At 64.3% G+C, this 25,956-nt stretch carries 29 protein-coding genes; 13 read left to right on the top strand and 16 right to left on the bottom strand.

Features of this window, described 5'->3' with window-relative positions:
- Positions 1–95: 95 nt before the first annotated feature.
- The gene (locus HYH07_RS33270) at positions 96–593 is read right to left on the bottom strand and encodes a hypothetical protein (RefSeq protein WP_220006425.1); all 498 of its coding nucleotides are present in this window, start codon (positions 591–593) and stop codon (positions 96–98) included.
- Between the two features lie 93 nt (positions 594–686).
- Here HYH07_RS33270 and HYH07_RS33265 point away from each other — a divergent pair, with 93 nt between their 5' ends.
- Together HYH07_RS33265 and HYH07_RS33255 are read left to right on the top strand one after the other, a co-directional pair.
- Positions 687–992, top strand: a complete 306-nt coding sequence (locus HYH07_RS33265) for a hypothetical protein (protein ID WP_220006424.1) — start codon at positions 687–689, stop codon at positions 990–992.
- A 138-nt stretch (positions 993–1,130) separates the two neighbouring features.
- A complete protein-coding gene (locus HYH07_RS33255; RefSeq protein ID WP_220006423.1) occupies positions 1,131–1,406 on the top strand; it encodes a GNAT family N-acetyltransferase in 276 nt (91 codons plus the stop codon).
- Positions 1,407–1,419: 13 nt separating this feature from the next.
- Here the strand turns inward: HYH07_RS33255 and HYH07_RS33250 are convergent, their stop codons facing one another.
- Positions 1,420–2,355 (bottom strand): tetratricopeptide repeat protein, encoded by a 936-nt coding sequence (locus HYH07_RS33250; protein WP_220006422.1) that lies wholly within the window; start codon positions 2,353–2,355, stop codon positions 1,420–1,422.
- A 103-nt stretch (positions 2,356–2,458) separates the two neighbouring features.
- Here HYH07_RS33250 and HYH07_RS33245 point away from each other — a divergent pair, with 103 nt between their 5' ends.
- Positions 2,459–2,734: a GNAT family N-acetyltransferase gene (locus HYH07_RS33245; protein WP_220006421.1), complete on the top strand. Its 276-nt coding sequence runs from the start codon at positions 2,459–2,461 to the stop codon at positions 2,732–2,734.
- Between the two features lie 65 nt (positions 2,735–2,799).
- Here HYH07_RS33245 and HYH07_RS33240 read toward each other — a convergent pair whose 3' ends face one another.
- Positions 2,800–3,213 carry a DUF3597 domain-containing protein gene (locus tag HYH07_RS33240; RefSeq protein WP_220006420.1) on the bottom strand — a complete coding sequence of 138 codons (414 nt, stop codon included), beginning with the start codon at positions 3,211–3,213 and terminating at the stop codon, positions 2,800–2,802.
- Positions 3,214–3,546: 333 nt separating this feature from the next.
- On the opposite strand from HYH07_RS33240, the gene HYH07_RS33235 reads away from it, so the two are divergent.
- Both HYH07_RS33235 and HYH07_RS33230 read left to right on the top strand, forming a co-directional pair.
- Entirely contained in the window at positions 3,547–4,449 is a 903-nt protein-coding gene (locus HYH07_RS33235) for a DUF2189 domain-containing protein (protein WP_220006419.1), read from the top strand.
- A gap of 144 nt (positions 4,450–4,593) precedes the next feature.
- On the top strand, positions 4,594–5,418 hold the full coding sequence (locus HYH07_RS33230; RefSeq protein ID WP_220006418.1) for a lytic murein transglycosylase: 825 nt from the start codon (positions 4,594–4,596) through the stop codon (positions 5,416–5,418).
- Positions 5,419–5,494: 76 nt separating this feature from the next.
- On the opposite strand, the gene HYH07_RS33225 is transcribed toward HYH07_RS33230, so the two are convergent.
- Positions 5,495–5,821: a hypothetical protein gene (locus HYH07_RS33225; protein WP_220006434.1), complete on the bottom strand. Its 327-nt coding sequence runs from the start codon at positions 5,819–5,821 to the stop codon at positions 5,495–5,497.
- Between the two features lie 633 nt (positions 5,822–6,454).
- On the opposite strand from HYH07_RS33225, the gene HYH07_RS33220 reads away from it, so the two are divergent.
- The 5 genes from HYH07_RS33220 (at position 6,455) to HYH07_RS33200 (ending at position 11,198) form a co-directional block, all read left to right on the top strand.
- A complete protein-coding gene (locus HYH07_RS33220) occupies positions 6,455–6,607 on the top strand; it encodes a DUF1127 domain-containing protein (protein WP_007590701.1) in 153 nt (50 codons plus the stop codon).
- Positions 6,608–6,733: 126 nt separating this feature from the next.
- A complete protein-coding gene (gene trmFO, locus HYH07_RS33215) occupies positions 6,734–8,161 on the top strand; it encodes a methylenetetrahydrofolate--tRNA-(uracil(54)-C(5))-methyltransferase (FADH(2)-oxidizing) TrmFO (RefSeq protein WP_220006417.1) in 1,428 nt (475 codons plus the stop codon).
- A gap of 7 nt (positions 8,162–8,168) precedes the next feature.
- Positions 8,169–9,263 (top strand): serine/threonine protein kinase, encoded by a 1,095-nt coding sequence (locus HYH07_RS33210; protein ID WP_220006416.1) that lies wholly within the window; start codon positions 8,169–8,171, stop codon positions 9,261–9,263.
- Positions 9,264–9,339: 76 nt separating this feature from the next.
- The gene (locus HYH07_RS33205; protein ID WP_220006415.1) at positions 9,340–9,921 is read left to right on the top strand and encodes a CAP domain-containing protein; all 582 of its coding nucleotides are present in this window, start codon (positions 9,340–9,342) and stop codon (positions 9,919–9,921) included.
- A gap of 98 nt (positions 9,922–10,019) precedes the next feature.
- Positions 10,020–11,198, top strand: coding sequence for an aminotransferase class V-fold PLP-dependent enzyme (locus tag HYH07_RS33200; RefSeq protein WP_220006414.1), 1,179 nt, complete (start codon positions 10,020–10,022; stop codon positions 11,196–11,198).
- A 26-nt stretch (positions 11,199–11,224) separates the two neighbouring features.
- On the opposite strand, the gene HYH07_RS33195 is transcribed toward HYH07_RS33200, so the two are convergent.
- On the bottom strand, positions 11,225–11,686 hold the full coding sequence (locus HYH07_RS33195) for a cupin domain-containing protein (RefSeq protein ID WP_220006413.1): 462 nt from the start codon (positions 11,684–11,686) through the stop codon (positions 11,225–11,227).
- Between the two features lie 126 nt (positions 11,687–11,812).
- Here HYH07_RS33195 and HYH07_RS33190 point away from each other — a divergent pair, with 126 nt between their 5' ends.
- Entirely contained in the window at positions 11,813–13,354 is a 1,542-nt protein-coding gene (locus HYH07_RS33190) for a winged helix-turn-helix domain-containing tetratricopeptide repeat protein (RefSeq protein WP_220006412.1), read from the top strand.
- Positions 13,355–13,368: 14 nt separating this feature from the next.
- Here HYH07_RS33190 and HYH07_RS33185 read toward each other — a convergent pair whose 3' ends face one another.
- From HYH07_RS33185 to yajC, 6 genes are read right to left on the bottom strand one after another with little or no spacing between them, the layout of a single operon-like run.
- Complete coding sequence (locus HYH07_RS33185) at positions 13,369–14,613, bottom strand: threonine ammonia-lyase (protein WP_220006411.1); 1,245 nt, start codon at positions 14,611–14,613, stop codon at positions 13,369–13,371.
- 45 nt (positions 14,614–14,658) lie between these two features.
- Positions 14,659–15,522 (bottom strand): phytoene/squalene synthase family protein, encoded by an 864-nt coding sequence (locus HYH07_RS33180; protein WP_220006410.1) that lies wholly within the window; start codon positions 15,520–15,522, stop codon positions 14,659–14,661.
- Positions 15,519–15,902 carry an Mth938-like domain-containing protein gene (locus tag HYH07_RS33175; protein WP_057755755.1) on the bottom strand — a complete coding sequence of 128 codons (384 nt, stop codon included), beginning with the start codon at positions 15,900–15,902 and terminating at the stop codon, positions 15,519–15,521. The genes HYH07_RS33180 and HYH07_RS33175 overlap by 4 nt, the downstream gene beginning before the upstream one ends.
- A 60-nt stretch (positions 15,903–15,962) precedes the next feature.
- Positions 15,963–16,988, bottom strand: a complete 1,026-nt coding sequence (gene secF, locus HYH07_RS33170; protein ID WP_220006409.1) for a protein translocase subunit SecF — start codon at positions 16,986–16,988, stop codon at positions 15,963–15,965.
- A gap of 16 nt (positions 16,989–17,004) precedes the next feature.
- On the bottom strand, positions 17,005–18,603 hold the full coding sequence (gene secD / locus HYH07_RS33165; protein WP_220006408.1) for a protein translocase subunit SecD: 1,599 nt from the start codon (positions 18,601–18,603) through the stop codon (positions 17,005–17,007).
- 49 nt (positions 18,604–18,652) lie between these two features.
- The gene (yajC, locus tag HYH07_RS33160; RefSeq protein ID WP_057755761.1) at positions 18,653–19,021 is read right to left on the bottom strand and encodes a preprotein translocase subunit YajC; all 369 of its coding nucleotides are present in this window, start codon (positions 19,019–19,021) and stop codon (positions 18,653–18,655) included.
- Positions 19,022–19,200: 179 nt separating this feature from the next.
- Between yajC and HYH07_RS33155 the strand changes: the two genes are divergently transcribed.
- Positions 19,201–20,193, top strand: coding sequence for an ATP-binding protein (locus HYH07_RS33155; protein WP_220006407.1), 993 nt, complete (start codon positions 19,201–19,203; stop codon positions 20,191–20,193).
- 148 nt (positions 20,194–20,341) lie between these two features.
- On the opposite strand, the gene HYH07_RS33150 is transcribed toward HYH07_RS33155, so the two are convergent.
- Together HYH07_RS33150 and HYH07_RS33145 are read right to left on the bottom strand one after the other, a co-directional pair.
- On the bottom strand, positions 20,342–21,739 hold the full coding sequence (locus tag HYH07_RS33150) for a peptidoglycan DD-metalloendopeptidase family protein (protein ID WP_220006406.1): 1,398 nt from the start codon (positions 21,737–21,739) through the stop codon (positions 20,342–20,344).
- A 109-nt stretch (positions 21,740–21,848) separates the two neighbouring features.
- Positions 21,849–22,499, bottom strand: coding sequence for a protein-L-isoaspartate(D-aspartate) O-methyltransferase (locus tag HYH07_RS33145; protein WP_220006405.1), 651 nt, complete (start codon positions 22,497–22,499; stop codon positions 21,849–21,851).
- A gap of 241 nt (positions 22,500–22,740) precedes the next feature.
- Here HYH07_RS33145 and HYH07_RS33140 point away from each other — a divergent pair, with 241 nt between their 5' ends.
- Positions 22,741–23,112, top strand: a complete 372-nt coding sequence (locus HYH07_RS33140) for a response regulator (protein ID WP_220006404.1) — start codon at positions 22,741–22,743, stop codon at positions 23,110–23,112.
- Here the strand turns inward: HYH07_RS33140 and surE are convergent.
- The 3 genes from surE to serS all read right to left on the bottom strand — a co-directional run bounded on the left by surE (position 23,109) and on the right by serS (position 25,820).
- Positions 23,109–23,882, bottom strand: coding sequence for a 5'/3'-nucleotidase SurE (gene surE / locus HYH07_RS33135; RefSeq protein ID WP_220006403.1), 774 nt, complete (start codon positions 23,880–23,882; stop codon positions 23,109–23,111). The two genes, HYH07_RS33140 and surE, sit on opposite strands and share 4 nt — an antisense overlap.
- Before the next feature lie 144 nt (positions 23,883–24,026).
- Entirely contained in the window at positions 24,027–24,392 is a 366-nt protein-coding gene (locus HYH07_RS33130) for a hypothetical protein (RefSeq protein ID WP_220006402.1), read from the bottom strand.
- Positions 24,393–24,488: 96 nt separating this feature from the next.
- A complete protein-coding gene (serS, locus tag HYH07_RS33125; RefSeq protein ID WP_220006401.1) occupies positions 24,489–25,820 on the bottom strand; it encodes a serine--tRNA ligase in 1,332 nt (443 codons plus the stop codon).
- Positions 25,821–25,956: the final 136 nt, after the last annotated feature.

Here is a 25,956-nt window from a genome sequence, read left to right as displayed (position 1 = left end):
CTTCGACGGCGAACGGCACGGAGGCCGCCCGCTCATTGCAGCCCATTTATCGCGATCCGCCGCGGCGTAGCAAGACCGCCGGCCGCGCACCGGCGTTACGGCTTTTTGAACTCGAACGGCGCCGCCGTGATCGCCTTTTCCTTGACGCAGGCCTGCGAACCGAAACCGCCGCAATAGCTGCCGTGCAGATCGAAGCGGACGGTGCGCGCCGCACCTCGCTTCATCGGCGGCGCCACAATGCTATAGCTGCGGACATAGCCGTCGAACACGGCGCGCACGCTGCCGTCGGGTCGCGTCACCAGGATATCCAGCAGGCAACCGCCGGTTCCGCAATAGATGCCCTCGCGTTCGCCGCATTTGGTGTCGCGGAAATCGACGATGTAATCGTCGCGGCCATCGCCGGTCAGGTCGATCTTGCGCACCGTATCGGGCGCGAAGCTCACCGCGCCGCCGCCCTGACTTTCGCATTCCTCATCGGCATAACGCAGCGCCTTCTGCACCGCAGGCGGATAGTCGGCGGGAACAAACGGCTTGGCATCATCGGCGCGCGCCGCGGCCATGAGCATCGTGAGCAGGACGAACAGATATCGCATACGTCTTGGTCGCAGGCGCGGCCCCATCGTTCAGGGAATTTTAAACATGATCAGCGCAACCTCGCTTAGTCCTCGCGTACAGAGTGCCGCACCATGGTCAAAGCGCCCGCCTTCCTCCTGCTGTCGTTGGCGCTTGCCGGATGCGCCGTGGCCCCGCAAGCCCACCTCGCCTCAGACGCCGCATTCAAGCCTGCGCGCTATGCCTGGGACGGCGCAGGCCACGACCCTAATCAGCCGCGTTCCACTGTGCGAACAACGCACACCGCTGACCGCCCCGAGAGCGACGGCGGCGCTGTCGACCAGGACGCCAAGGTCAACCGATCGCTGGTCATCTGCCAGGGCTGTCTCCCCGCAAAATCCCAGCCTGAAGATGCGCGGCTCGCCAAGGCGACGGATTGAACGTAACTGCGACCGCGCCTATTTCGTGCGAGAGGCTGGCAGCTGGAAGATCGACGACATCAAGGGTTCCTCCGACGGCGAGCCCTGGTCGATCCGCAAGATGCTGACGGACTCGCTGAAGAGCTGATTGGAGACGCGATGAGCGACGTGATCAACAACAAAGCCCATCACCGCTATGAGCTTGAGGTCGAAGGCTATCTCGCGACGGAGCATTACAAGCTCGACGGCAACGTCATAACGTTCGAACACACCGACGTGCCGAAGGAGCTCGGCGGCAAGGGCGTCGGCTCGAGGCTGGTGCAAGGGGCGCTCGACCAGGTCCGCGCTGCCGGGCTGAAGCTGATGCCGCAATGCCCGTTCGTGAAGGCGTGGATCGAGAAACATCCGGACTATCAGGACCTGGTGAAGGTCTAGCCGAACCGGGGCGTCACAGCGCCCCAAGCCTCCTCAGCGAGTCCTGCGCTGTCTGCAAGCCGGGCTTCAATTCCAGCGCCTTGCGGAAGTCGGCGATCGCACCCTTGACGTCGCCGAGCCTCATCTTGGCCTGGCCACGATTATTCCAGGAAAACACATCGGCCGGATCATACTCCAGCGCCTTGTCGTAGTCGGCGAGACCGCCCTTGTTGTCGCCGAGATGGAGCCGGATCATGCCGCGATTACGCCAGCCGCGCGCATCGGTCGGCGCAACGCGGATCGCCTCGCCATAATCGGCGGCCGCGCGGTCGAGTTGCTCGCTGTCGCGGTAGACGTTGCCGCGGTCGATATAGGCGAGCAGATCGGGTGCGAGCTTGATCCGCATGCTGAAGTCGGCCAGCGCATGAGCTGTGTCGTGCTTGCGGGCGTAGACGTAGCCCCGATTGGCATAGGCGGTGGCATAGTTGGGATTGCGCTTGATCGCAGCGTCGAAATCGGCGATCGCGCCGTCGAGATCGCCTTTGTTGTAGCGGGACTCGCCACGATTGCTGTAGGCGATCGCCATCGATGGATCGAGCTTGATAGCCTGATCGTACTCGGCGATGGCACGGTCAAAGTTGTGCTTGAGGCTGTAGACGCGGCCGCGATTGTTATAGGCGCAGGCATGGGCGGGATCGAGGCGCACTGCTTCATCGAGATCGGACAGCGCCGCATCGAGCTCGCGCTTCTCGGTCAGACCATGACCGCGGTTGCAATAGGCGCCGGCGAGCCTGCGGCCGGTCTCGCTGTTGCTGTCAATCACCGTCGAGCAGGCCTTCACCAGTTCGTCCGGCGTGCTGGTCAACCCCACGCAGGATTCCCAGGCCGGACCGCCCTCGGCAACGGCCGGCACCGTCGCCGTCAAGGCCAGCATCGCGAGCAAGGCCATCAGACTGAGCTGGACACGCATTTTGCAGATATCTCCCCTGCGGCAACCTCCCTTGGTCGTGCCTTGGCAAGGGTGGGTTCAGGTGCCTAGATCGGGGAATGAGCACGCTTCGGAAGGATCAGGCATGGCGGCATCGGTACGCGACAACAAGGACAGGAGCCGCTTCGAGCTCGATGTCGGCAGCGGGCTCGCCTTCGCCAATTACCGGCTGACGCCGTCGGCAGTCATCATCACCCACACTGAGACGCCGCGTGCCCTGCGCGGCCGCGGCATTGCGTCCGAGTTGATCAAGGGCGCGCTCGAGATCATCCGCCGCGACGGCAAGAAGGTCATCGCGGGCTGCGGCTTCGTCGTCGACTATCTCGACCGGCATCCGGAGGATGCGGATCTGGTGGCCTGAACGAGAAAGAGCCCGCGAGGTCGCGGGCCCTTTTTGGTTGCTTGGCGTCGACCGATGCGCGTCGGTCAGTGCTTGATTTCGGGCGGCAGTTTGCCGCCATTGGCGGCGAGCTTGGACATCACCTGCTTGTGCAGCCAGACGTTCATGCTGGCGGAGTCGTTCATGTCGCCGGTATAGCCGAGCTCCTTGGCGAGATCCTTGCGCGCGGCCAAGCTCGAATCGACGTCGAGTGCCTTCATCAGGTCGACGATCGAGGTGCGCCACTCCAGCTTTTCGCCCTTATGCGCCGCGGCGGCCGCATCGACGATCGCGGCGACGTCCACCGTTTGGGCCGGCGCGGCGGCGGGTGCAGACGCTGGCGCCGATCCGCTCGGCGCGGCTCCTGCAGGCGCGCTGCCCGCGGATGCGCCGCCTGCGGGCGCAGCGGAAGCCGTATGGCTGCCGAAGATTGCGCCCATGATTTTCCCGAAAATGCTCATGTCTGCTCCCCGAAAAGGATCCCGTTGGAAGGCCCTGAGTGGGCACTTATAGACGATGTTACGCTGGTGCGCCCGCGAAGTTCCGCGAGCCACAAACAGCATGAGCTTATCTGCGGCGAAATGACGACCCCATGACGTCAGCGCGGTTGCACTGCGGCAACGAATCTCACCCAGGCGTGAGGGACAGGACTCGGAAATAGGGGTACGCTTCCCGCTCAGCTCGCGATGCCACCCGGAATTCGCGTCTGGTTGGACTCGCGAACCCCAAAAAAGCGGCCGCTTGCGCCGTAGTCGGCGTCGAGTTCGGCTGCATGGCAAGGGAGCAAGCCGACCATGGCCACACTCTATCAGGGCAATGTCCCCAGGATGGGCCAGACCGCAGACGCGGCTGGACCGGTGATCCGAACCATAGAACTCTCCGACCTGCACGATGCACTCAAGCGCGGCTGGGAAGACTTCAAGGCAGTCCCAAGCCACGCCATCATCCTCTGCGTGATCTATCCGGTGCTGGGCCTCGTGATCGCGCGCGTCGCGATGGGCTATTCCGTGATACCGCTGTTGTTTCCGCTCGCCGCGGGCTTCGCGCTGATCGGCCCGTTCGCAGCGCTCGGCCTCTACGAGCTCTCCAGCCGCCGCGAACGCTATGAGGAAGCAAGCGCCTGGGATGCCATGGAAGTCCTGCGCTCGCCCTCCTTCGGCGCCATGCTCGGCCTCGGCACCTTGCTGCTCGCGCTGTTTGTGACCTGGGTCGCGACCGCGCAGGCGATCTATGTCGCAGCGTTCGGCTATGAAGGCGTCACCGGAATTTCGGACTTCCTGACGCGGGTGCTGACAACCTCTCAAGGCTGGTGGCTGATCGTGGTCGGCTGCGGCACGGGCTTCCTGTTCGCGCTCGCAGCGCTCTGCATCAGCGCGGTATCATTCCCGCTGATGCTCGACCGCCATGCCGGCGCCCTGGAGGCAATGGTCACGTCGCTGCGCGTCGTCGCCAAGAATCCGGTGCCGATGGCGGCCTGGGGCCTCATCGTGGCGGTGTTGCTCGCGCTCGGCACGATCCCCGCGTTCCTCGGGCTCGCCGTCGTCATTCCCCTACTCGGCCACGCCACCTGGCATCTCTATCGCAAGGTCATCGTCTCCGAGCCCGGTGCCCGGCCAGTGCCGCCCCCACCACAGCGCCCGCGCAAGCCGGCGGCCGATTTCCCCGCCAATCTCTTCCCGTGGCGGAACAGGGAATAGGACTGAAGCCAGGCGATCTCATCTGAGCGCTCCCGCCCGGGTCACCCCGGCGGGAGCGGTGCTGTCACAGGCCTTGCTTTGGCCGCGGTTGCATCAGAAATTGGCGCCGCCGGTCATGCCCCTTCACGGAATCAATTACCTCTGATGTCCCTGACGATTTCTCGTCTCGCTCTTGCAGCCCTCGCCCTTTCAGCCACAATCCTGTCCGTCGAACCCGCGCTGGCCGCGGTTGCCTGCGGCTCGGGCAATTTCGACGCCTGGCTTGCGGATTTCAAGGCCGAGGCCGCGGCCAAGGGCATCTCGCAACAGGCCATCACCGCCGGACTTGCCGGTGTCACGCTGGACCAGAGCGTGATCAACCGCGACAAGTCGCAAAAGGTCTTCACCCAGACCTTTGAGGAGTTTTCCGGCCGCATGGTGCCGCCGCGGATGACGCGCGGCTCCAACATGATGAAGCAATACGGATCGGTGCTGTCGCGGATCGAGCAGGCCTATGGCGTGCCAGGCGAGATCCTGGTCGCGATCTGGGGCCTGGAGACCGATTTCGGGGTCAACACCGGCAAGTTCTCGACCATCCGCTCACTGGCGACACTGGCCTATGATTGTCGCCGTGCCGAGCAGTTTCGCGGCGAACTGATGGATGCGCTGCGCATCGTTCAGCGTGGCGATCTCACGCCTGCCGAAATGAAGGGCGCATGGGCCGGCGAGCTTGGCCAAACCCAGTTCATGCCGTCGTCCTGGCTGAAATATGCGGTCGATTTCGACGGGAACGGCAAGCGTGACCTCCTGCACAACGCTCCCGACGTGCTTGCCTCCACCGCCAACTATCTCGCCGGATATGGCTGGCAGAAGGGCAAGGACTGGCAGCCGGGCAGTCCGAACTTCGCGGTGCTGCAGCAGTGGAACAAGAGTGAGGTCTACTGCAAGACGGTGGCCTATTTTGCCACCCAGCTCGCGCACGCTCCTTAAGATACATCGAAATCAAAACGCGTAGGGCCGATCGGTAAGCGACCGGCCCTCTCTTGGATTGCGCCTGCCTACCCGTCTACTTGCCCATGGTGGCTTGCATCGCCTTGTTCAGGTGCATGCCGCACACACCCATCTTGCCGTTGAGCAGCGCGTCCTGAGCCGCCGTGATCTCCTTCTCGGCGACGAACTTGCTGTCGCCGTCGGGCATGGCCTCGATCGCGGTCTCAGTCTTTTCCAAATTGGCCCCGCTGCAGCCACCCACGCTGTGCTTGGCGGCCTGAGCCGGTGCGACGGCGAATGCAACGGCGGCAATTGCGATAACCCCGAGTAACTTCGTCATGATGTTACTTTCCTTCTCTTTTTCTTGGGACAGACCCGGCGACATTGCCGGAATCCGCAACATGACTTTGCTGCCGACGCGGCAACTTGCCGCAATAAATTCCCCGCGAGAATTGCGTGATGTTGCGCGCGGCGCAGAGCCGCATGCGAAGTTTCTGATTTTCATTACAACTTTGTAATCAGGCTCTACACGCTTGGCGTGTGCGCTGCACCATCAGGCTGGCGTTCAGCCACGAATTTGGCGCGCGATTCCCGCTCCCCCGAACGACGAACATAACCTGGGGCGACCCTGCCCGGGATCTTCCGCGTTCGACCGCCGTTGCCCCGGCGCTCAAACTATGATTTTATATTCATAGCTACAAATCAGAGTTCATGCGAATCATGCATGCCGGACTTGGGCGTACAAGCTGGACCAACAACCTTGCAGATGAGGGAACGTCGCTTATTTCGCAAGTAACGAAATGGCCAGCCGGGCGACTAAATCCGTTATTTCACGGGCATTTATCAGCTCCGCTTGGGGATTTCGCCCAACCGTTGGGCGGGAGCGCCCAGAGGTTAAGCGTCTCTTACCTATGCCATGCGCCTGACGCTTAGCTGCATCGCAACATAGGAACTTTCGCACTGCATCACTCTCACCTATATTCATTTCAACGATGACGCCCGGGCAAGGGCTGAATCGAACTACAGGAGACTACCAATGCTGCTCTCGCTCATCCGCATGATCCAGGCTTTCCGGGACTATCAGCGCAATGTTGCCGAGCTGTCCCAGCTCAGCGATCGCGAACTGGCCGATATCGGCCTCGATCGCTCCGACATCCCGCGCGTTGCCGCCGGTCAGTATCAGGGCTGATATCGTTCAGCCCTTCACTGGACGAACCGATAACGCCCGCCTCGTGCGGGCGTTGTCGTTTTCAGCGGCAGAAAACTTGATCTCGGCGATTCCACTGGCCGCCGAAAAGCGCTACCTGTCCGCCCCATGACAGGACCCCTATCCAAACCCGTGCACGTCATCGGTGCCGGCCTCGCCGGTTCCGAAGCCGCCTGGCAGGTCGCGAAAGCTGGCGTGCCCGTGGTGCTGCATGAGATGCGGCCCGATCGCATGACCGAGGCGCACCGCACCGACGGGCTCGCCGAGCTCGTCTGCTCTAATTCGTTCCGCTCGGACGATGCCGCCAACAACGCGGTCGGCCTTCTCCATGCCGAGATGCGGCGCCTTGATTCGCTGATCATGCGCGCAGCCGATGCCAATCAAGTGCCGGCCGGCGGCGCGCTAGCCGTCGACCGCGATGGCTTCTCCGCGGCCGTAACAAAGGCTCTGAACGAGCATCCCCTTATCGAGATCGCCCGCGGCGAAATTAAAGGCCTGCCGCCGGCCGACTGGGGCAACGTAATCGTTGCGACGGGCCCCCTCACCTCCGCGCCGCTGGCCGATGCCATCCGCGAATTGACCGACGAGAACGCGCTCGCCTTCTTCGACGCCATCGCGCCGATTGTGCACCGCGAATCCATCGACATGTCGGTGGCGTGGTTCCAGTCGCGCTACGACAAGGTCGGTCCCGGCGGTAACGGCGCCGACTACATCAACTGCCCCATGACCAGGGAGCAATATGACGGCTTCGTCGCCGCGCTGATCTCGGGCGAGAAGACCGAGTTCAAGGAGTGGGAGACCAATACGCCCTATTTCGACGGCTGCCTGCCGATCGAGGTGATGGCGGAGCGCGGTCCCGAGACGCTGCGCCACGGTCCGATGAAGCCGGTCGGCCTCACCAATCCGCACGATCCCACGACGAAGCCCTACGCAATCGTGCAACTGCGCCAGGACAACAAGCTCGGCACGCTCTACAACATCGTCGGATTCCAGACCAAGCTGAAATACGGCGAGCAGCAGCGCATCTTCCGCACCATTCCCGGGCTGGAGAAAGCCGAGTTCGCCCGCCTCGGCGGCCTGCATCGCAACACCTTCCTCAACTCGCCAAAGCTGCTCGACAGCCAGCTGCGCCTGCGCGCGCAGCCGCGACTGCGCTTTGCCGGCCAGATGACGGGCTGCGAAGGCTATGTGGAGTCCGCCAGCGTCGGCCTGATCGCCGGCCTCTATGCGGCAGCCGACGCGCGCGGCGAGCAGCTTGCGAGCCCGCCGCCCACGACGGCGCTCGGGTCGCTTCTCGGCCATATCACTGGCGGCCATATCGAGACCATCGAGCCGGGCACGCGCTCGTTCCAACCGATGAACATCAATTTCGGCCTGTTCCCGCCACTCGCCAGCCCGCCCACGAAGAAGCCCGACGGCACGCGTCTGCGAGGCAACGAGAAGACCGTGGCCAAGAAGCAGGCCATCAGCGCTTTGGCGCTTGCCGATCTCGATCGCTGGATCGCCGATCATTTGCGCATTGCCGCAGCCGCGTGAGTTTTCGATGAGTCTTCCGAAAGACGACGCCGCGGTGCTGTCGGCGCGCTGGACCGAGGGCGTGCTGCTCAAGCGCGACGTGTTCTCGACCGTCGAGCGCGGCCGTTTCCGCAGCGACAGTGGCGAGGCCGACGCCGTGCTGCGCCGGCTCGATGAGGTGCCCTGGTGGTCGTTTGCGCTGGCACGCCATCTGTTCGCACGCGAGAAGCACGCGCTGGCGCTCGCAAAGGGCCTTCATGTCGGACCCGAGCTGCTGTGGGCCGGACGTCGTGCGCTGGTGCGCGGCTTCGTTGACGGCGTCGCGCTGCATTTGGCAAAGCCTCATGGCGATCTCGCCTATTTCCGCTCGGCGAAGGACGTGCTGCGCCGATTGCGCCGCGCCGGCATCTGCCACAATGATCTCGCCAAGGAACAGAACTGGCTGGTCGGCCGCGATGGCCGCGCCTATGTGACCGACTTCCAGCTTGCGGCGTGCTTCAAGCGACGCGGCCGGCTCTACCGCATCCTCGCCTATGAAGACCTCCGTCATCTGCTCAAGCATAAGCGTTCCTATGCGCCGGAGGCGCTGACGCCGCGCGAGCGAAAGGTGCTGGCGAAGAAATCGTTCGCCGCCAGCCTCTGGCTTGCAACTGGCAAGAAGGTCTATCGCGCCATCACCCGCGGCCTGTTCAACTTCACCGATCGTGAAGGTGGCGGCCGCCGGCTCGTCAACGATGCGCCTGTCATCGCAGAGCTGATCCGCAAGAACCCCGCCGTGCGCGACACCGCCATCGTCGCTTTTGCCGACCGCCGTTCCGGCGTCGGGCTTTATGCCTTCGTCGAAGCCGATCAGGCCGCGCTCGAGGGCCAGCTCCGCAACGAGCTCACGGCTGCCAGGGGCCCAAAGCCCCCTGAGCATATTCAGGTCGTGCACGCATTGCCGCGCGATGCCGGTGGCAGGCCACGCACCGAGATCCTGCAACTGGTCGCGATGAACCAGCTCGACCTGATCGAGCCGATGATGAGGAACGACCAGGATCGCGCCTTCCTCAAGGACATCCTGGAGCAGCGCAAGAACCTGCGCGATCGCTTCAACTTCGAGGCGGACCTGCCGACCGGTTAGACTACGCGAGGCGTGGCGCCTTGAAGCGTCCACAATGCCAGTGGAGAAGCCGGGGACTGCACTGATTTGGGGACCAATGACTCGCTGGGGGACGATAAGGCGCCGCGCTGCCCTGCTGCTTGCAGGTCTGGTGCTGCTGGCCGCCACGCCGGCGACGGCGGCAGAATCCCCGGCCGAACAGATCTCCGGCTTCCGGGCGAAGCACGGAGAGGGCCGCGTCGTACGCGACGCAACGCTCGACCGCATTGCCATGGATCAGGCGCGCGCGATGGCGGCGAAGGACGATCTCAGCCATGACGCCCTCGGCCCTTTCACCAAGCGCGTCGCGCCGTCGGGCGCAGGACGCGCTGCCGAGAACATCGCCTATGGCTACGACAGCTTCGAGAAGACGCTGGGACAGTGGATCGACTCCTCCGGCCACCGCAAGAACCTGCTGCTCCACAACGCCACCCGCGTCGGCATCGCGAGCGCAAAAAATGCCAGCGGCAAGCGCACTTATTGGGCCATGGTGATCGCCGGCGATTACGAGCCGAAGCCGAGCAAGGGCAAAGGCAAGAGGGATAGCGAGCCGCTTGTGGCCGTGAAGCGCGAGGTCACACCCGCCAGCAAGCCCAAAGTCGCCAACTGCCACGTCAAGCTGCTCGGCCTCTGCATCTGAGAGGAACCCGGGCCGGCTGTTCGCCGGCGCGCAGTCTTGCTTGCCTTGTTAGGGGCCTCTAATCCATCCCACGGGACCTGCGAGAGGGAGAAGCGCAGTTGATCGACATCGACCGAATCCGGGCCGACACTCCGGCCGCCTCCCGGCTCACCTATCTCCACAACGCCGGCGCGGCTCTCATGCCCACGACCGTCGTCGCGGCGATGAAGCAGCATATCGACCTCGAGAGCGAGATCGGAGGTTACGCCGCCGCCGACCGCGAGTCTGGCCGGCTCGATGCGGTCTACGGTTCCGTGGCACGCTTGCTGAACGCCGCACGGGACGAGATCGCGCTGATGGAGAATGCGACTGTCGCCTGGCAGATGGCATTCTATGCGCTTCAATTTCGCGCCGGCGACCGGATCCTGACCGCCGAGGCCGAATACGCCGCCAACTATGTTGCCTTTCTCCAGGTTGCCAAACGGACCGGCGCGGTCATTGACGTCGTGCCGAGCGATGCCAATGGCGAGCTCGATATTCACGCGCTCGAACGCATGATCGACGCGCGCGTAAAACTCATCGCCATCACCTGGGTTCCGACCAATGGCGGGCTGGTCAATCCGGCCGCAGCGATCGGCAGAATCGCGCGGACACATGGCATTCCCTATCTGCTCGACGCCTGTCAGGCGGTGGGCCAGATGCAGGTCGACGTCGCAGCGATCGGCTGCGACATGCTGTCAGCCACAGGCCGCAAATTCCTGCGCGGCCCGCGCGGCACAGGCTTTCTCTATGTTCGCCGCGAGCTGCTGCAGCAGCTTGAGCCGCCGATGATCGACCATTTTGCGGCGCCCTGGGTCTGCCGAGACCGCTATCAGCTCCGCGACGATGCGCGTCGGTTCGAGACCTGGGAGAACAATTATGCAGCGCGGCTCGGGCTGGGCGCGGCCGTCGACTACGCCCTTGCGATCGGCATCGGCCCGATCGAGCGACGCTGCCGCTTGCTGGCAGACCGCCTTCGCAGCGGCCTCGCCGCCATCGACGGTATCACCATTCGCGACCTCGGCCGCACCCCGGGTGCCATCGTCAGCTTCACGATGGACGGCTGCGAGGCAGACGCGATCGTCAACAGCGCTGCCGCGGCCGGCATCACCATCGGCGCCTCAGATCCGTGGAGCACACGGATCGACGCGGAAGTCCGCGCGCTGCCGGTCGTCGTGCGCGCTTCTCCGCATTACTACAACACGGAAGCCGAGATCGATCGGTTGGTCGCTCACATGGCGGGTCTGGCACCACGCTAGTGTGACACCAGACCAGCGGCGTAGACCTAGGCTCTCGTCGTCAGTGCCGACAACTGGTCGGTGTCGAAGCGAGCGCGCAACTCGCTGATGGCCTTCGCGTCCGGCGTTCCGCTGGCGGTGAGCTTGGCCAATTCCTCGAAGTAGTGCTCATGCCCAGGCGGAGACACGGTCATAAGCACGCGCGCGGGCTTGTCGCTGACATTGGTAATGTTGTGGGGAACGCCTGGAGGAATGAACAGGTAAGTTCCCGGTGTGGCCCGGACGACCTCGTCTGCGACGTGCCATTCGCACTCGCCTTCAAGCATGTAGAAGGTCTCTTCCTGCACGCGATGAACGTGCCGGCCCGTGACGAACCCGGCCGGTATCGTCCAATCGAACATGCTGGTGTGGCGGCTGTCCTCCCCCGTCACCAGAAAGGCCATCGGCTGACCGCGCAGCGTTACTCCCGTTGTTTTGCCGGGCCGGCGGACGAGTGGCTTTGCGTTCATGTGCTCCTCCATGGCTGGGCGCCAAATGCGCGATAACGGCGCCATCATGGTCCGCCAGTTCCGGGAAGTAGCGAAGCAGCGCGGAAATCGTTGCAAAAAACCTGCGAAATGTGCCCTTCTCTGGCGATGGCCGCGATCCTTGAATTTGGTCCCTTCCGCCTCGACGCCGAAGCAGGGATTCTGTTCCGCGGGGCCGAGCCAACCCCGCTCGGCCAGCGCGCAGTGCAGCTTTTGGCCTTGCTGGTGCAGCGAGCCGGCATGCCGGTATCGAAGGACGCTTTGATCGAGGCGGCATGGCCCGGCCAGGCCATTGAAGACAGCAACCTGACCGTCCAGATGGCGGCGGTCCGGCGCACGCTGGCAGACGGCTGCGGAGAAGCGCAATGGATCGAGACCCTGCCACGGCGCGGCTATCGCTATGTCGGTCCGGCGGTGACGTCGTCGGCCTCGGACCGAACAACCGCACCATCGCTGACCTTGCCTGAGAGGCCATCGATCGCGGTATTGCCGTTTGCGGACCTGAGCGGCGATACGGAGCAGGACTATTTTGCCGATGGAATGGTCGACGACATCATCACCGGCCTGTCCCGCATCAACTGGCTGTTCGTGATCGCGCGAAATTCCACGTTCACATACAAGGGCCGGGCGGTCGATGTGAAGCAGGTCGGTCGCGAGCTTGGCGTGCGCTACGTGCTGGAAGGCAGCATCCGGAAGACCGGGGGCAATGTGCGTATCACTGGACAGCTGATCGATGCGTCGACCGGCATGCATGTGTGGGCCGAACGCTATGACCGTCACTCCGATGATATTTTCGCGCTTCAGGACGACATCGCCATGTCCGTCGTCGGCGCCATCGCGCCGAGCCTTCGCCGCGCCGAAATCAACCGGGTCAAACGCAAACGGCCCGACAGTCTCGATGCCTATGATCTCGTCCTGCGGGCTCAGCCGGATGTCGATTCCGGCATGCCGGAGCAAGTCACGCAGGCGCTCGTCCTGCTTGAGCGCGCAATCACGCTCGAGCCCTCCTATGCGCTGGCGCACGGTAACGCTGCGATGTGCCACCATTGCCTGTTCCTCCGCGCCGGTTTGCAGGAGGGAAGCCGCGCCGCCTCGATCAAGCATGCGCGATCGGCCATCGCCCACGGGCAGGATGACGCCCTTGCCCTTACGCTGGCAGGCTTTTCAATCGGCATGGACGGGCACGATCGCGCGGCGGCATTCACCGCACTCGATGCCGCGCTCGCGATCAGCCCGTCATCGGCGCTGACTTACATCCTCGGTAGTGTGATGCTCGGCTGGGGTGGTGATGCCGACCGCGCGATCGAATGGAGCGAGCGCGGCATGCGGCTCAGCCCGTTTGATTCCTGGGCCTTCGCAGCCTTTGACGCACAGGCGATGGGGCATTTCCATCGCGGTCGGTATGAAGAGGCCTGTCGCGCGGCCTACCGCTCGGTTCAGGCTAACCCGCGTCACAGCATTACCCATGTGCAACTGGCGGCGGCGCTTGCAAAGCTCGGGCGATTGCAGGAAGCGAGAGCCGCCGCGGCGCGGGTGTTGGAATTGCACCCGACCTTCCGCTATGGCCGCCAATTCCAGGGCGTCAATTGCGCACCGGCCCTGGCGGCATCGCTTGGTGAGGCCCTGCGGGCCGCCGGGCTGCCGGAGTAATTGTCAAACCCGCTTCAGGTGCAGCGGGCGCTCAATCCGGATGCGCCGAGCTTGGCCATGACCTCGTCGAGATGGGCGCTGTCGCGTGTCTCGATGACGAGCTGCAACAGCGTTGCCTTGGCGGGGAGGTCCGAGAAGGTCCGCTGATGCGAGACCTCGATGATGTTGGCACCGGCCTCCGCCAGCAGCGCCGCGACCGCGGCCAGCTGGCCGGGTCTGTCGGGGATATCGAGCGAAAGCTGCGTCAGCCGCCCCTCGCGGGCAAGCTCGCGCGTCAGCACGGAAGCGATCAGCCTGGTGTCGATGTTGCCGCCACTCAGGACCAGGCCAACCTTCTCACCGGCAAAGCGCGTAGGATCCGACATGATCGCCGCGAGGCCGGCAGCGCCCGCACCCTCGACGACCGTCTTCTCGATCGAGATCAAGGTCGCGACCGCGCGCTCGAGCTCGGCTTCGTTGACGAGCGCGATGTCGTCGACGAGACCGCGGACGATCTCGGTGGTGATCTTGCCTGGCGATTTGACCGCGATGCCTTCGGCGAGCGTATCGCCGCGCGCCGGCAGATTGCCGCCATGGATGGCATTGTACATCGAGGGATAGAGCCAGGCCTCGACGCCGAGAATCCGCAGCGACGGCCTTAGCGATTTCGCCGCTATGGCGATGCCGCTGATCAGGCCGCCACCCCCGATCGGCACAACCAGCGTGTCGAGTTCCGGCACCGCCCTGACTATTTCCAGCCCGACCGTGCCCTGCCCCGCAATCACCAGCGGATCATCGTAGGGGTGAACGAAGATCATGCCGCGGGCTTCGCCATGGCTGCGCGCAAACGCAGCCGCCTCTTCCAGAGTCGCGCCCGTCACGACGACCTCGGCGCCGTGATGCCTGGTGTTTTCGACTTTCACCATCGGCGTGCCCACCGGCATCACGATGGTGGCGGGAATGCCGAGCCGCCTGGCGTGATAGGCAACGCCCTGCGCGTGATTGCCCGCGGACATGGCAATGACCCCCCGCGCACGCTCGTCCGGCGTCAGCGCGTTGAGCCGGTTCAGCGCACCACGCTCCTTGAACGACGACGTGAACTGGAGGTTCTCGAATTTGAGCCAGAGGTCACAGCCACAGATATTGCTCAGCGTTCGGCTGTAGCTGCAGGGCGTCTCGACGACAGCGCCGCGGATGATCGCGGCAGCGGCCTGAATGTCAGCCGGCGTAACCGGAAAGCCACTCGGATCGGGAGATGCGGTTTGGGACAATTCGGCCATGGGACAGCATAGTGCATTTGGCCGGCTGCGGCGATAACCCAACTTCTATTTGGTAAATTCCCGGGATCGTGAAGCTCGCCAGAGCGTCCATAGCGTGCGCAGCCGCGAGACCCGCTGCGGGGCGAAGGGATTGCGCCCGGGCTGCGCCAGGCGATCGAGATCGGCCCGCACCTGACTCAGCGGCAGGAAGGCGGCCCGCGCCGAGGGCGGCAGCTGCGCCAGCAGGGACGACGCCGTCCCCAGATGCTGGCGCGCATCTCCGACAAGCTGGTCCAGCGCGGCATGGAGATTGGGCGTCTCCCTGCCCGCAAACACATCCTCGGTGGAGCAGCCATGGCTGGTCAGGAGTTGCTGCGGCAGGAACAATTGCCGATGGGAGGCGTCCCGCGGCAGGTTCGCGATCACCTGGGCGATGCCCTGTGCCAGTCCGGCGTGCCGGGCCACATGCTCGGCCGCGTCCGAAGCGTCGCCCATGATCCGCGCCGCAAGGGTCAAAAGGGCCGAAGAGGTCGCGGCCAGATAGCCTTCGAGCGCCGTCATGGTCGGCATCGGATCGTTGTAGAGATCGAACTGATGCTCGTCGACCAGCAGTGACAGCGGCCCGACCGGCAGGTCGAAATCGCGGATTGCGCGCAACAGCTCCGCCGCCACCGGATTGCCCTCGGCGCTGCCGTGGACCAGGCCCGAGAACAAATCGCTCCACCAGTGGAAGCGGATCTCGCCGGGCAAAGGCTGGCTCACCTGATCGCGAACGCGGACGATCTCGACATTGAAGCCGTAGAGCGCCAGCAGCGCGCGGCGCTCGGCAGCCGGTGCGAACAGCGTCGCGACGTAGCGCGGAAAGTCGTGGCTGCGCACAAGGTCGGCGCAGTAGCTCGAGCCGTCGGGCGGCGTCGCAGCGCTGCTCATGGCACCGCTATCAGCGCGGCCGCGACGCGGCGCCGTTCGCCGATCATGATGTTGTAGGTGCGAACGGCCGGCCCGGTCTGCATGGTGTCCAGCACCACCCTCACCGCTTTGAGCGCCTGGCGCAGCTCCGGCGGCGGCAGCCAGAGCCCGGTTCCCGTGCCGACCAGCAGCGTGTCGATACCATTGGCGGCCGCAAACACCCGATCCAGCGAATAGCGGTCAATCTTGGTGGGATCGGTCACGTCCCAGGCCCAGATCGCATCGGGCAGGCACAGCAGAGAGCCCCGGTGCGACATGCCGCCGAAGGCGAAGCCACCCTTGCCATAGGCCTCGATCGGCGCCGAGCGCGGGAAATGGGGAGCGTTGGGATCGCCGGCCATGAGCTTCGTCCGAATGAGCTGACTACCCTCGCAAACCCATGCGAGGGCATGCGGTTCGGATCATGCCTTGTTTTTCTTCGCCGGCGCAGCCTCTTCTCTCGCATCTTCGCGGTGCTCGCCGACGCCGAGATAGATCAGGATCGGCGCGGCGATGAAGATCGAGGTGTAGGTGCCGACCAGCACCACGCCGAACATCATCACGGCCGTGAAGCTGTGGATGGCGTGACCGCCGAACAGCAGCAGCGCCAGCAATGCCAGCGTTACCGTCAAGTGGGTGATGATCGAGCGCGACAGCGTCGAATTGATGGACTCGTTCAGCAGTTGCGGCATCGGCATCTTCTTGTAACGCCGCAGCATTTCACGGATGCGGTCATAGATGACGACGGTGTCGTTGAGCGAATAGCCCAGAATGGTCAGAAGCGCCGCGATGCTGGTCAGGTCGAAATCGACCTGGCTGATCGACATGAAGCCGATCGTCAGCACGATATCGTGCACGTTGGCAATCATGGCGCCGAGCGCGAACTGCCATTCGAACCGGAACCATAGATAGATCAGGATGGCAATGATCGCCAGCATCAGGCCGGCCATGCCCCAACCCAGCAGCTCACCGGAGACGCGCGGGCCCACCACCTCGACGCGGCGATATTCCACGGAATCGCCGAGGGCGCCGCGAACCTTGTCCACGGCCTCCTGCTGCGCCTTGTCGCCGCCCGGCTGCTCGGCAACGCGAAGCAGCACGTCGGCGGCGCTGCCGAATTGCTGCAGCTGGACTTCGCCAAGGCCCAGGCTGCCAAGGGTCGTGCGCATCTGGGCAAGATCGGCGGTGCCCGACTTGGCCCGCACTTCCATCAGGGTGCCGCCCCTGAAGTCGATGCCGAAGTTCAGCCCATGGGTGAAGAACAGCACAATGGCGATGATCGAGAGCGTCGCCGAGATCGGGAACGAGATGCGGCGGAACTGGGTGAAGTCGAAATGCGTATCGTCTGGCACGATGCGCAGCGACGGCAGGAGGCCGAGCACGCTGACCACGGTCAGCACGGCAATCAGGACGCCGAGAGAGATGAGAACGAGTTGAGTAGTGGTCACAGCCGGCCTCGAATGATCAAATCGGCACGGTCTTCGGCCGCTTCCACTGCACCCACCATGCCACGATCAGGCGGGTCATGGTGAAGGCGGTGAACACAGTGGTGATGATGCCGATGCCGAGCGTTACAGCGAAGCCGCGCACCGGTCCGGTGCCGATCATGAACAGCACGGCTGCGGCAATGAAGGTCGTGATGTTGGAATCGAGAATGGTCGCGAGCGCCCGCTTGAAGCCTGCGTCGATCGCCGAGATCGGGCTCCTCCCGCCGCGCAGCTCCTCGCGGATGCGCTCATAGATCAGCACGTTGGAGTCGACCGCGATGCCGACGGTGAGCACGATGCCGGCAATGCCGGGCAGGGTCAGCGTGGCGCTCAGCAGCGACAACAGGCCGAAGATCATCGCGACGTTGATACAGACGGCGATGTTGGCGAACACGCCGAACAGCCGATACGTCAACAGCATGAACACGACCACCATGATCGATCCGACATAGGCCGCAAGCTCGCCCTTCTCGATCGAGTCCTGGCCGAGGCCGGGACCGACCGTGCGCTCTTCCACGACAGTCAGCGGCGCCGGTAGCGCGCCCGCACGCAAGAGGATCGCGAGATCATTCGCCGACTGCACTGTGAAACTGCCGGAGATCTGGCCCTGACCACCGGTGATCGGCTCACGAATGACCGGCGCCGAGATCACCTTGTTGTCGAGGATGATCGCGAAAGGCAGTCCGACATTCTCCTGCGTGGCCTGCGCGAACTTGCGCGCGCCCGAGGTATTGAACTTGAAGCTGACGACAGGCTCATTGGTGCGCTGGTCGAAGGTCGCCTGGGCGTCCGTCAGGTCGCCGCCCGCAACCAGCACCTGCTTCTTGACCACGTAGCCGGGCGGCGGCGGCGTGGCGGCCGGCAGGAACTCGGTGTCCGGAGGTAAACCGCCCTGCTGCGCCTGGTCCAGCGGCACCGAGGGATCGACCATCCGGAATTCCATCTTCGCCGTCTTGCCCAGTAGCTCCTTCAAATGGGTGGGATCCTGCAAACCCGGCACCTGCACCAGGATGCGGTCGTTACCCTGACGCTGGATGATGGGTTCGACAGTTCCGAGCTCGTTGACGCGCTTCTCGACGATCTGGATCGACTGCTCGATGGTCTTGCGCAAACGCTCGATCATCGCGGGCTCCGGAATGCTGAGGCGGATCAATCCGCCACCGGCGTCGGCGACTTCAATGTCGCGCTGGCCGCTCGACCCCATGAGGCCGCCGATCGGCTGCGCAAGCTCACGCAACTTGGCGAGCGTCGTCTGAACATCCGCGTCCTTGACGCGCACCTCGACGGCATCGCCCTTCGTGACGAGACCGGTGTAAACGATCTTGGCCTCGCGCAGAACGCGACGGACGTCGTCGCGAATCTGGTCGAGCTTTTCCTTCTTCACATAGTTGGAATCGACCTCGAGCTGCAGAGAGGAGCCGCCCTGCAAATCGAGACCCAGCACCAGCCGCCGCTGCGCCCAGGCGGGCCAGGTCTTGACCCGCGCTTCGGGGAAGAAGTTGGGGACCGCAAAGAGGCACACGATCAGCGCCGTCAGGATGATCCCGAGCGCCTTCCACCGCGTGAAATACAACATCGACTGGACCTGTCAGATCAGGAGAATTGAGATGCTCGCAGGAAAGCGCTCACTTCGCCCCGGCGTCGTCCTTGGCGCTTTCCTTCGCGCTGTCCTTGGCCGGCTCGCCCTTGGCGCGCACGCCCGAGATCATCGAGCGCATCTGGCGTACGCGCACCCCGTCGGAAATTTCGAACTCGATCTGATCGTCGTCGACCACCTTGGTGACCTTGCCGACGAGGCCGCCCGAGGTCACGACGGTGTCGCCGCGGCGGATATTCTTCACGAGCTCGGCGTGGTCCTTCACCTTCTTCTGCTGCGGGCGCAGAATCAGGAAGTACATGATCACGAAGATCAGGGCGAACGGCAGCAGCGACATCAACATGCTGTTGGTGTCGCCGGCGCCCGCGGCCTGGGCATACGCAGGGGTAATCAGCATTCGGACGATCCTCGCGGAAACGGGGGAAGCCGGTCAGGCCATGACGGCGACCGGCTCGGTCAAATTCGCGCGGACTATAGCGACCACCGCCCCAATTGCAACGCTGCCAGACCGACGATTTGGCTACCTTGCGGCGCGCCGTCAGGCCCGATAAGGCTGCATTCTCAGGAACTTCGGACATGCCCAAAAAACCAAGTAAAAGCCCGGCCGGCAAAGGCCCCCGTACCCCTGCTTTGAAGCCCGCCCTGGTCGCGGCAAAACGCCCCAATGCGGTCTCAAAGGCTGCCCCTCAGGCCTCCCCTGAGCTCTCCCAGGAACGCATCGCGCGCGCGCTGGAGACCATTGCGGCCCATCTCGCGGCCCAGGGCAAGCCGGCGATCGAGCGCGAGTCGTTCGACCGGGCGGACGCCTATGTCTGGCACCCCGACGGCCGCCTGGCGGCGGTTCCGCGGGTCAGCCGTGTCGAGCTGTTCCTGCTCAAGGGCGTCGACCGGATGCGCGACATCCTGATCGAGAACACCGAGCGCTTCGCCAACGGCCTGCCCGCCAACAACGCCCTGCTCTGGGGCGCGCGCGGCATGGGCAAGTCGTCGCTGGTGAAGGCGGCCCATGCCAGCATCAACGCGGACCGCAAGCCCGCCGACAGACTCAAGCTGATCGAGATCCATCGCGAGGACATCGAAACGCTGCCGATGCTGATGGAGAAGCTTCGCGACGCCGACTTCAACTTCATCGTATTCATCGATGACCTCTCCTTCGACGGCAATGATGCGTCCTACAAATCGCTCAAGGCCGTGCTCGAAGGCGGCATCGAGGGCCGGCCCGACAACGTCATCCTCTACGCCACCTCGAACCGCCGCCATCTGCTGGCGCGCGACATGATCGAGAACGAGCGTTCGACCGCGATCAATCCGGGCGAGGCGGTCGAGGAAAAGGTTTCGCTGTCGGATCGCTTCGGCCTCTGGCTCGGCTTCCACCGCTGCAGCCAGGACGAATACCTCGCCATGGTGCGCGGCTATTGCAGCCATTTCGGCATCAAGGTCGACGATGAGGCGCTGGAGCGCGAAGCGCTGGAATGGTCGACCACGCGCGGCTCGCGCTCGGGCCGCGTCGCCTGGCAATTCGTGCAGGAGCTGGCGGGCCGGCTCGGTGTGAAGCTGGCGGCGAAATAGCTGAGGCTGTCACCACACTCAAAACTGTCATCGCCCGCGAAAGCGGGCGATCCAGTATTCCAGAGACGATTGTGATCGAGGCCGCGGCGTACTGGGTCGCCCGGTCAAGCCGGGCGACGACACCGTTATTGGGGAGGCGACGTCGGCCTCACGCCCCGTTGAGGAACTGAAGCGGGTCAACCGGGCTCGATCCCTTACGGATCTCGAAGTGGAGCTGCGGCGAGGCCACCTCCCCTGATTGACCCGACTTGGCAATGACCTGGCCGCGCTTGATGCTATCGCCACGCTTCACCAGCAGCTCACTCGCATGGGCATATGCGGTAACGTAGCCGTTGGAGTGCCGAACCAGGACCAGATTGCCGTAACCTTTCAGCTCGTTGCCGGAATAGGCGACGACGCCGTCTTCAGCCGCCTTGACCGGCGTACCCTCGGGCACCGCGACATTGATGCCGTCATTGGACTTGCCGTTGGTCTTGGCGCCGTAGCTCGTGATCACCTTGCCGCGCACCGGCCAGCGGAAGGTCGGCAGCGAGCTGGTGGTCTCGGCCGCCTTTGCGGGCGCCTCGGCTGCCGGCTTCTCTTCGATACTGGTGGTGGCCTGCGCCAGACGCGCGCTCTGCGCCGGTTGGGCAACAGCGGCCATCTTGGTGGCAGGCACTGGTGCGGCCGCAACCGGCTGCAACGCAGCCGCCACGGGAGCCGCAGCAACCGGCGCCGGGGCAAGCGGAGCGGCAACGGCCGCGGTCTTTGCGCCCGGCACGGTCAGCTTGGTGCCGAGCTTGAGCTTCGCCGACGGCTCGAGACCATTGGCGCGAGCAAGCTCGGCCGCGGAGATATGGTTCTTGCGCGCGACGCTGGCGAGCGTGTCGCCATGATTGACGAAGTGGAAGCTGGGCGGCGCGGCGACGGCCGCAACCGGCTTCGACGCCATCGCGGGCGCCGCGGCAACCGGAGTCGTAACGGGCGCCGGTGCAGCCGCCACAGCACCCGGATGCGGGATGACGAGCTGCTGGCCCGGCGAAAGTGCGCGCGGCCCCTTGTAGCCGTTGGCGGCAAGAATCGCCTGCGGTGTCACGCGATAGCGCTTGGCGAGCACATCGAGCGTGTCGCTGGTGCCGACGATGATCTTGGTCCCGCCAGCCGGCTGTGCGGCCACGACGGAGCGTTGCGGCACCGTGCCGGTGGCTTCGAGACGCGGCTGCGCCGGCGGCGTGTAGGAGCCGAGCCCTCGGCCGCCTCCAGAGACGCCTTCACCCGCTGCAACCGGATAGGATTGCGGCGCAGCGACTGCCGGCGGCGGCAGCGCCTGGGACTGATAAGAGCCCGGCTGGGTCTGCGGCCGCGCATATTGCGGCAGCTCGCGCTGCGGCGGCGGCGCCTGCTGCACCGAACCGGTCTGCTCGGACGAGAAGGGATTTGAGAAGTTCGACTGGGACAGCCGCGACGACATGTCGGCACTGCACCCTGCGAAACCCAAGGAAATAAGCGCCAGCACCGCGACCTGCGGTACGCGGCGCGAGTAAAGCAACTCGGCGATAACAGACATGGTTACTCACTCGTACGCAACAGAACTGGTTTTTTAAGTAAACACGCGCCGAGTAAATAACGGCTTAACCCTCCCAATAAGATGTTGGATGCACTGCCGATCCGGAGTTTTACAGCTCCCGCGCCACGCCAGGCAGCGCCGGCACGAAACGCACCTCCACGAGTTCCTTGCGTTCGATCCCGGCCTCGCTGCGGGTGAGCCGCGTCAGCGTCTGCACGCCCTGATGCGGGCCGACCGGCGCGATCAGGATGCCGCCGATCTCGAGCCGCTCGACCAGGTTCTCCGGAATCTGCTCCACCGCGGCGGTGACGATGATGCGGTCGAACGGACCGATGTTCGGCGGAAGGTTCAGGCCATCACCGAGCATCACCTCGACATTGTGACAGCCGAGCTTTTCGAGCCTGGCGCGTGCGGCGTCAGCGAGCTTGCGATAGCGCTCGACGGTCAGGACCTCACGCGCCAGCTTCGACAGCACCGCGGCCTGGTAGCCGGAGCCGGCGCCGATCTCGAGCACGCGATGGCTTTTCTGGAGCTGAAGCTGCTCGGTCATATAGGCGACGACAAAGGGCTGGCTGATGGTCTGCCCGCAGGCAATCGGCAGCGCGCTGTCACGGTAGGCGCCCTCGCGATCGGAGGCCTCGACGAAGAGTTCGCGCGGCACCTCCTCCATGGTCCGCAATACGGTCTGATCGCTGATGCCGCGACGTCTCAGCGTGAGCTGAAACATCATTTTTTCCGGCGGGGGCTGATTGGAGGTCATCGCTGCTCATGTCGTCTCATCCGGTCCCGGATCGATGGTTTCCGCGCCAATGTCCAGAGCCAGAATCTTGTTCCTGCTGAGGAACCCATGATAGCCCTTTGCACTTAGGGTTTGGCCATAAATTGGCGCGGAGCCGAAGAGCCGCCACGGCCATTTTCAAGCGCCGGTTAGGCGAAACGCGCATTGCGTCGATTCGTGTTATCTGCGAACGTTTTCGGGAATGGGCAAGGACTCAACGACAATGACCGCGACAGGGCTCTCGGGCCGCTCTGTATTCCTCGTCGAGGACGAGGTCATGATCCGAATGATGGTCGCGGATATGCTGGAAGAGCTCGGCTACAAGATCGCGGCCGAAGCGGGCGACATCACCGAGGCGATGCGGCTCGCCCAGGCGACCGAGTTCGACATCGCCATCCTCGACGTCAACGTCAACGGCAAGGTGATCTCGCCGGTCGCCGACGTCATCAAGGCCAAGGGCTGCCCGTTCATCTTCGCGACCGGCTACGGCTCATCGGGCCTGCCGGAGCAATATCGCGACCGGCCCGCGCTTCAGAAGCCGTTTCAGCTCGATGCGCTCGGCAAGACCATCGAAGCCGCGCTTCGCGCCGGCTAACCCTGCTTCAACGTCGCGCTCAGCTCTTCGGAAAACGCTTCATTGGTGCGGTCGAGCCTGAGCGGGGTGACCGAAACGTAGCGTTCCCGCAGCGCCGCGAGATCGGTCCCTTCGGCCGGCGTATCCATCATCGCTGTGCGTTCGAAGCCAATCCAGAAATAGGGATTGTTGCGCCCGTCCCTGCGCTCGTCGATCCTGAGAAAGCCGAGATTGCGCTTGCCCTGCCGCGTCACGCGAATGCCGAGCACCTCTTCCGGCGCGCATGACGGGAAGTTGACGTTGATGACGGTGTCCTTGGGGATTCCGGCCTTGATCACCTTGCGCAGGATGTCGGGCCCGAATTTGCGCGCAGTGTCCCACGGCGGCCGCTCGCGCGTCTCGACGCTGAATTCCTGCGACAACGCGAACGACGGGATCCCCAGAATAGTGCCTTCGAGCGCGCCAGCGATGGTGCCGGAATAGACTACGTCCTCGGCAACGTTGCGCCCCTTGTTGACGCCGGAGAGCACGACGTCGGGCAGCTTGGCGCCGAGGATATGGCGCGCGCCCATGATGACGCAGTCGGTCGGGGTGCCGCGCACGGCAAAGTGCCGCTCGCCGACCTCGCGCAGGCGCAGGGGATCGTTCAGCGACAGCGAATGCGACACGCCGGACTGGTCGAGCTCGGGCGCCACCACCCAGACATCGTCGGACAGCGCGCGGGCGATCTCCTCCACGACCTTGAGGCCGGGAGCGTGGATGCCGTCGTCATTGGTGCAGAGAATGCGCATGCCGGGGGTCGATTCCTGAGCTGGGGTCAGGCCGTCTTATCCGGCTATCACACGTCAGGCAAACCGGCTTCGGCGCAGTCCTGACCCGTGATTCCTGCTCATCGCCGCAGCGCAGCAATTGCCCGGGTCGTTCTAATTAGCTAATTAGCGGCGGACCCGCCATTGAGGCAGGAAGCGCGCCAGCCTGCCCTCCGCACGCAGTTGCATTGCCGGCACGACCGGAGTCGCGGCGGGCGTTGCTTCAATGACGCCAAGCGCCTTGAGTTGCGCGATGAGCGGCTCCGCCACCGGCATCTGCGGATAGCGCCCCCGCGCCACCGTCAGCGCCTTGTCAAAATCCTCGACATTGACGCCGGCCTTCGCTCTGCGCTCCCGAATGAGCGCGTCGTCCCAAAGCCGCGCAATGTCGATGTCCAGCACGCCACGCAAGCGCTGGTCGACGGCCTGGATACCGGCACCCGTCACCGCCCATTGTCGGCCGATCCAGAAGATATCGCGGTGCAAGGCCATGGACGGAGGTTTCGCATTCGCAGGTCACCGGCAGGATAGCCGGCGGCCCGAACTTCGCAACCAAACGTTTCCGCCATTACGTGCGGGCAATCACACTTACTCGCGCGCAACCACCTTCAACCCGCCCATATAGGGCTGGAGTACGCTGGGGACCGCGATTGAACCGTCCTCCTGCTGATAGGTCTCCATCACGGCAATCAGCGCGCGGCCAACGGCGGTGCCGGAGCCGTTCAGCGTGTGCACGAAGCGCGGCTTGCCGTCCGGACCGCGCGAGCGCGCATCCATGCGGCGCGCCTGGAAATCACCGCAGACCGAGCAGCTGGAGATTTCGCGGAACATGCCGCCCTCGCCCTGCCCGGGCATCCACACTTCGATGTCATAGGTTTTTTGCGACGAAAAACCCATATCTCCTGCACAGAGCGTCATCACGCGATAATGCAGGTCGAGCTTCTGCAGCACCTGCTCGGCGCAGGACAGCATCCGCTCCAGCTCGTCCCTGCTTGTCTCGGGCGTGGTGATCGAGACCAGCTCGACCTTGGTGAACTGATGCTGGCGGATCATACCGCGGGTGTCGCGCCCGGCCGCGCCCGCCTCGGCGCGGAAGCACGGCGTCAGCGCGGTGAGGCGCATCGGCAGCTGCTTCTCGTCGAGAATGGACTCGCGCGCGAGGTTGGTGAGCGAGACCTCGGCGGTCGGTATGAGGCCAAGGCGCTCGGTCTTCAGCCGCTCATGATCGGGTTCTGCCAGCAGCTCGCCCTTGATCGCCCAGAACTGATCGTCCTCGAATTTCGGCAACTGCCCGGTACCGAACATCACCTCGTTGCGCACCAGCAACGGCGGATTGATCTCGGTGTAACCATGCTCGGTGGTGTGCAGGTCGAGCATGAACTGGCCGATCGCGCGTTCGAGCCGCGCGAGCCCCTTCTTCAGCACGACGAAGCGCGCGCCGGAGAGTTTTGCTGCCGCCTCGAAATCCATGTAGCCGAGCGCGGTGCCGAGATCGTCATGCAGCTTCGGCGCGAAGCCGTAGTTGCGCTTGGCGCCGAACACGTGGTGTTGGACGTTGCCGTGCTCATCCACGCCATCGGGCACTTCGTCGAACGGAATGTTCGGAATCGCGGACAGCTCTTTGGTGAGTTCCTCGTCGAGAGCCTTCGCGGCGGCCTCGAGCTCCGGCATCGTGGTCTTGAGCTCTGCAACCTCGGCCATCAGCTTGGCCGCGCGCGCCTCATCCTTGGCTTTCTTGGCGTCGCCGATTTCCTTGGACGCAGCATTGCGCCGCGCCTGCGCCTGCTCCGAGGCCAGGATCGCCGCCCGCCGCCTCTCGTCGATCGCAAGCAGCGACGCCGACAACGGCTTCAGACCCCGCCGGGCGAGGCCGACGTCGAAGGCCTGCGGATTATCGCGGATCGATTTGATGTCGTGCATGGCGGCGGTCCTGAATCAGCGCGTAAACCTACAACGGCAAACGCTGTACGTCAGCGCGCCTCCCCTAGCACAGCTGTCATCGCCCGCGAAAGCGGGCGATCCAGTATTCCAGAGACGGCAGGGATAATCCGAGGGG

The sequence above is a fragment of the Bradyrhizobium sp. BR 10261 genome, assembly GCF_019455395.1.
Classification (GTDB): domain Bacteria; phylum Pseudomonadota; class Alphaproteobacteria; order Rhizobiales; family Xanthobacteraceae; genus Bradyrhizobium; species Bradyrhizobium manausense.
Note: the sequence above shows the minus strand (reverse complement) of the source record. Positions and strands in the feature narration are given on the sequence as shown.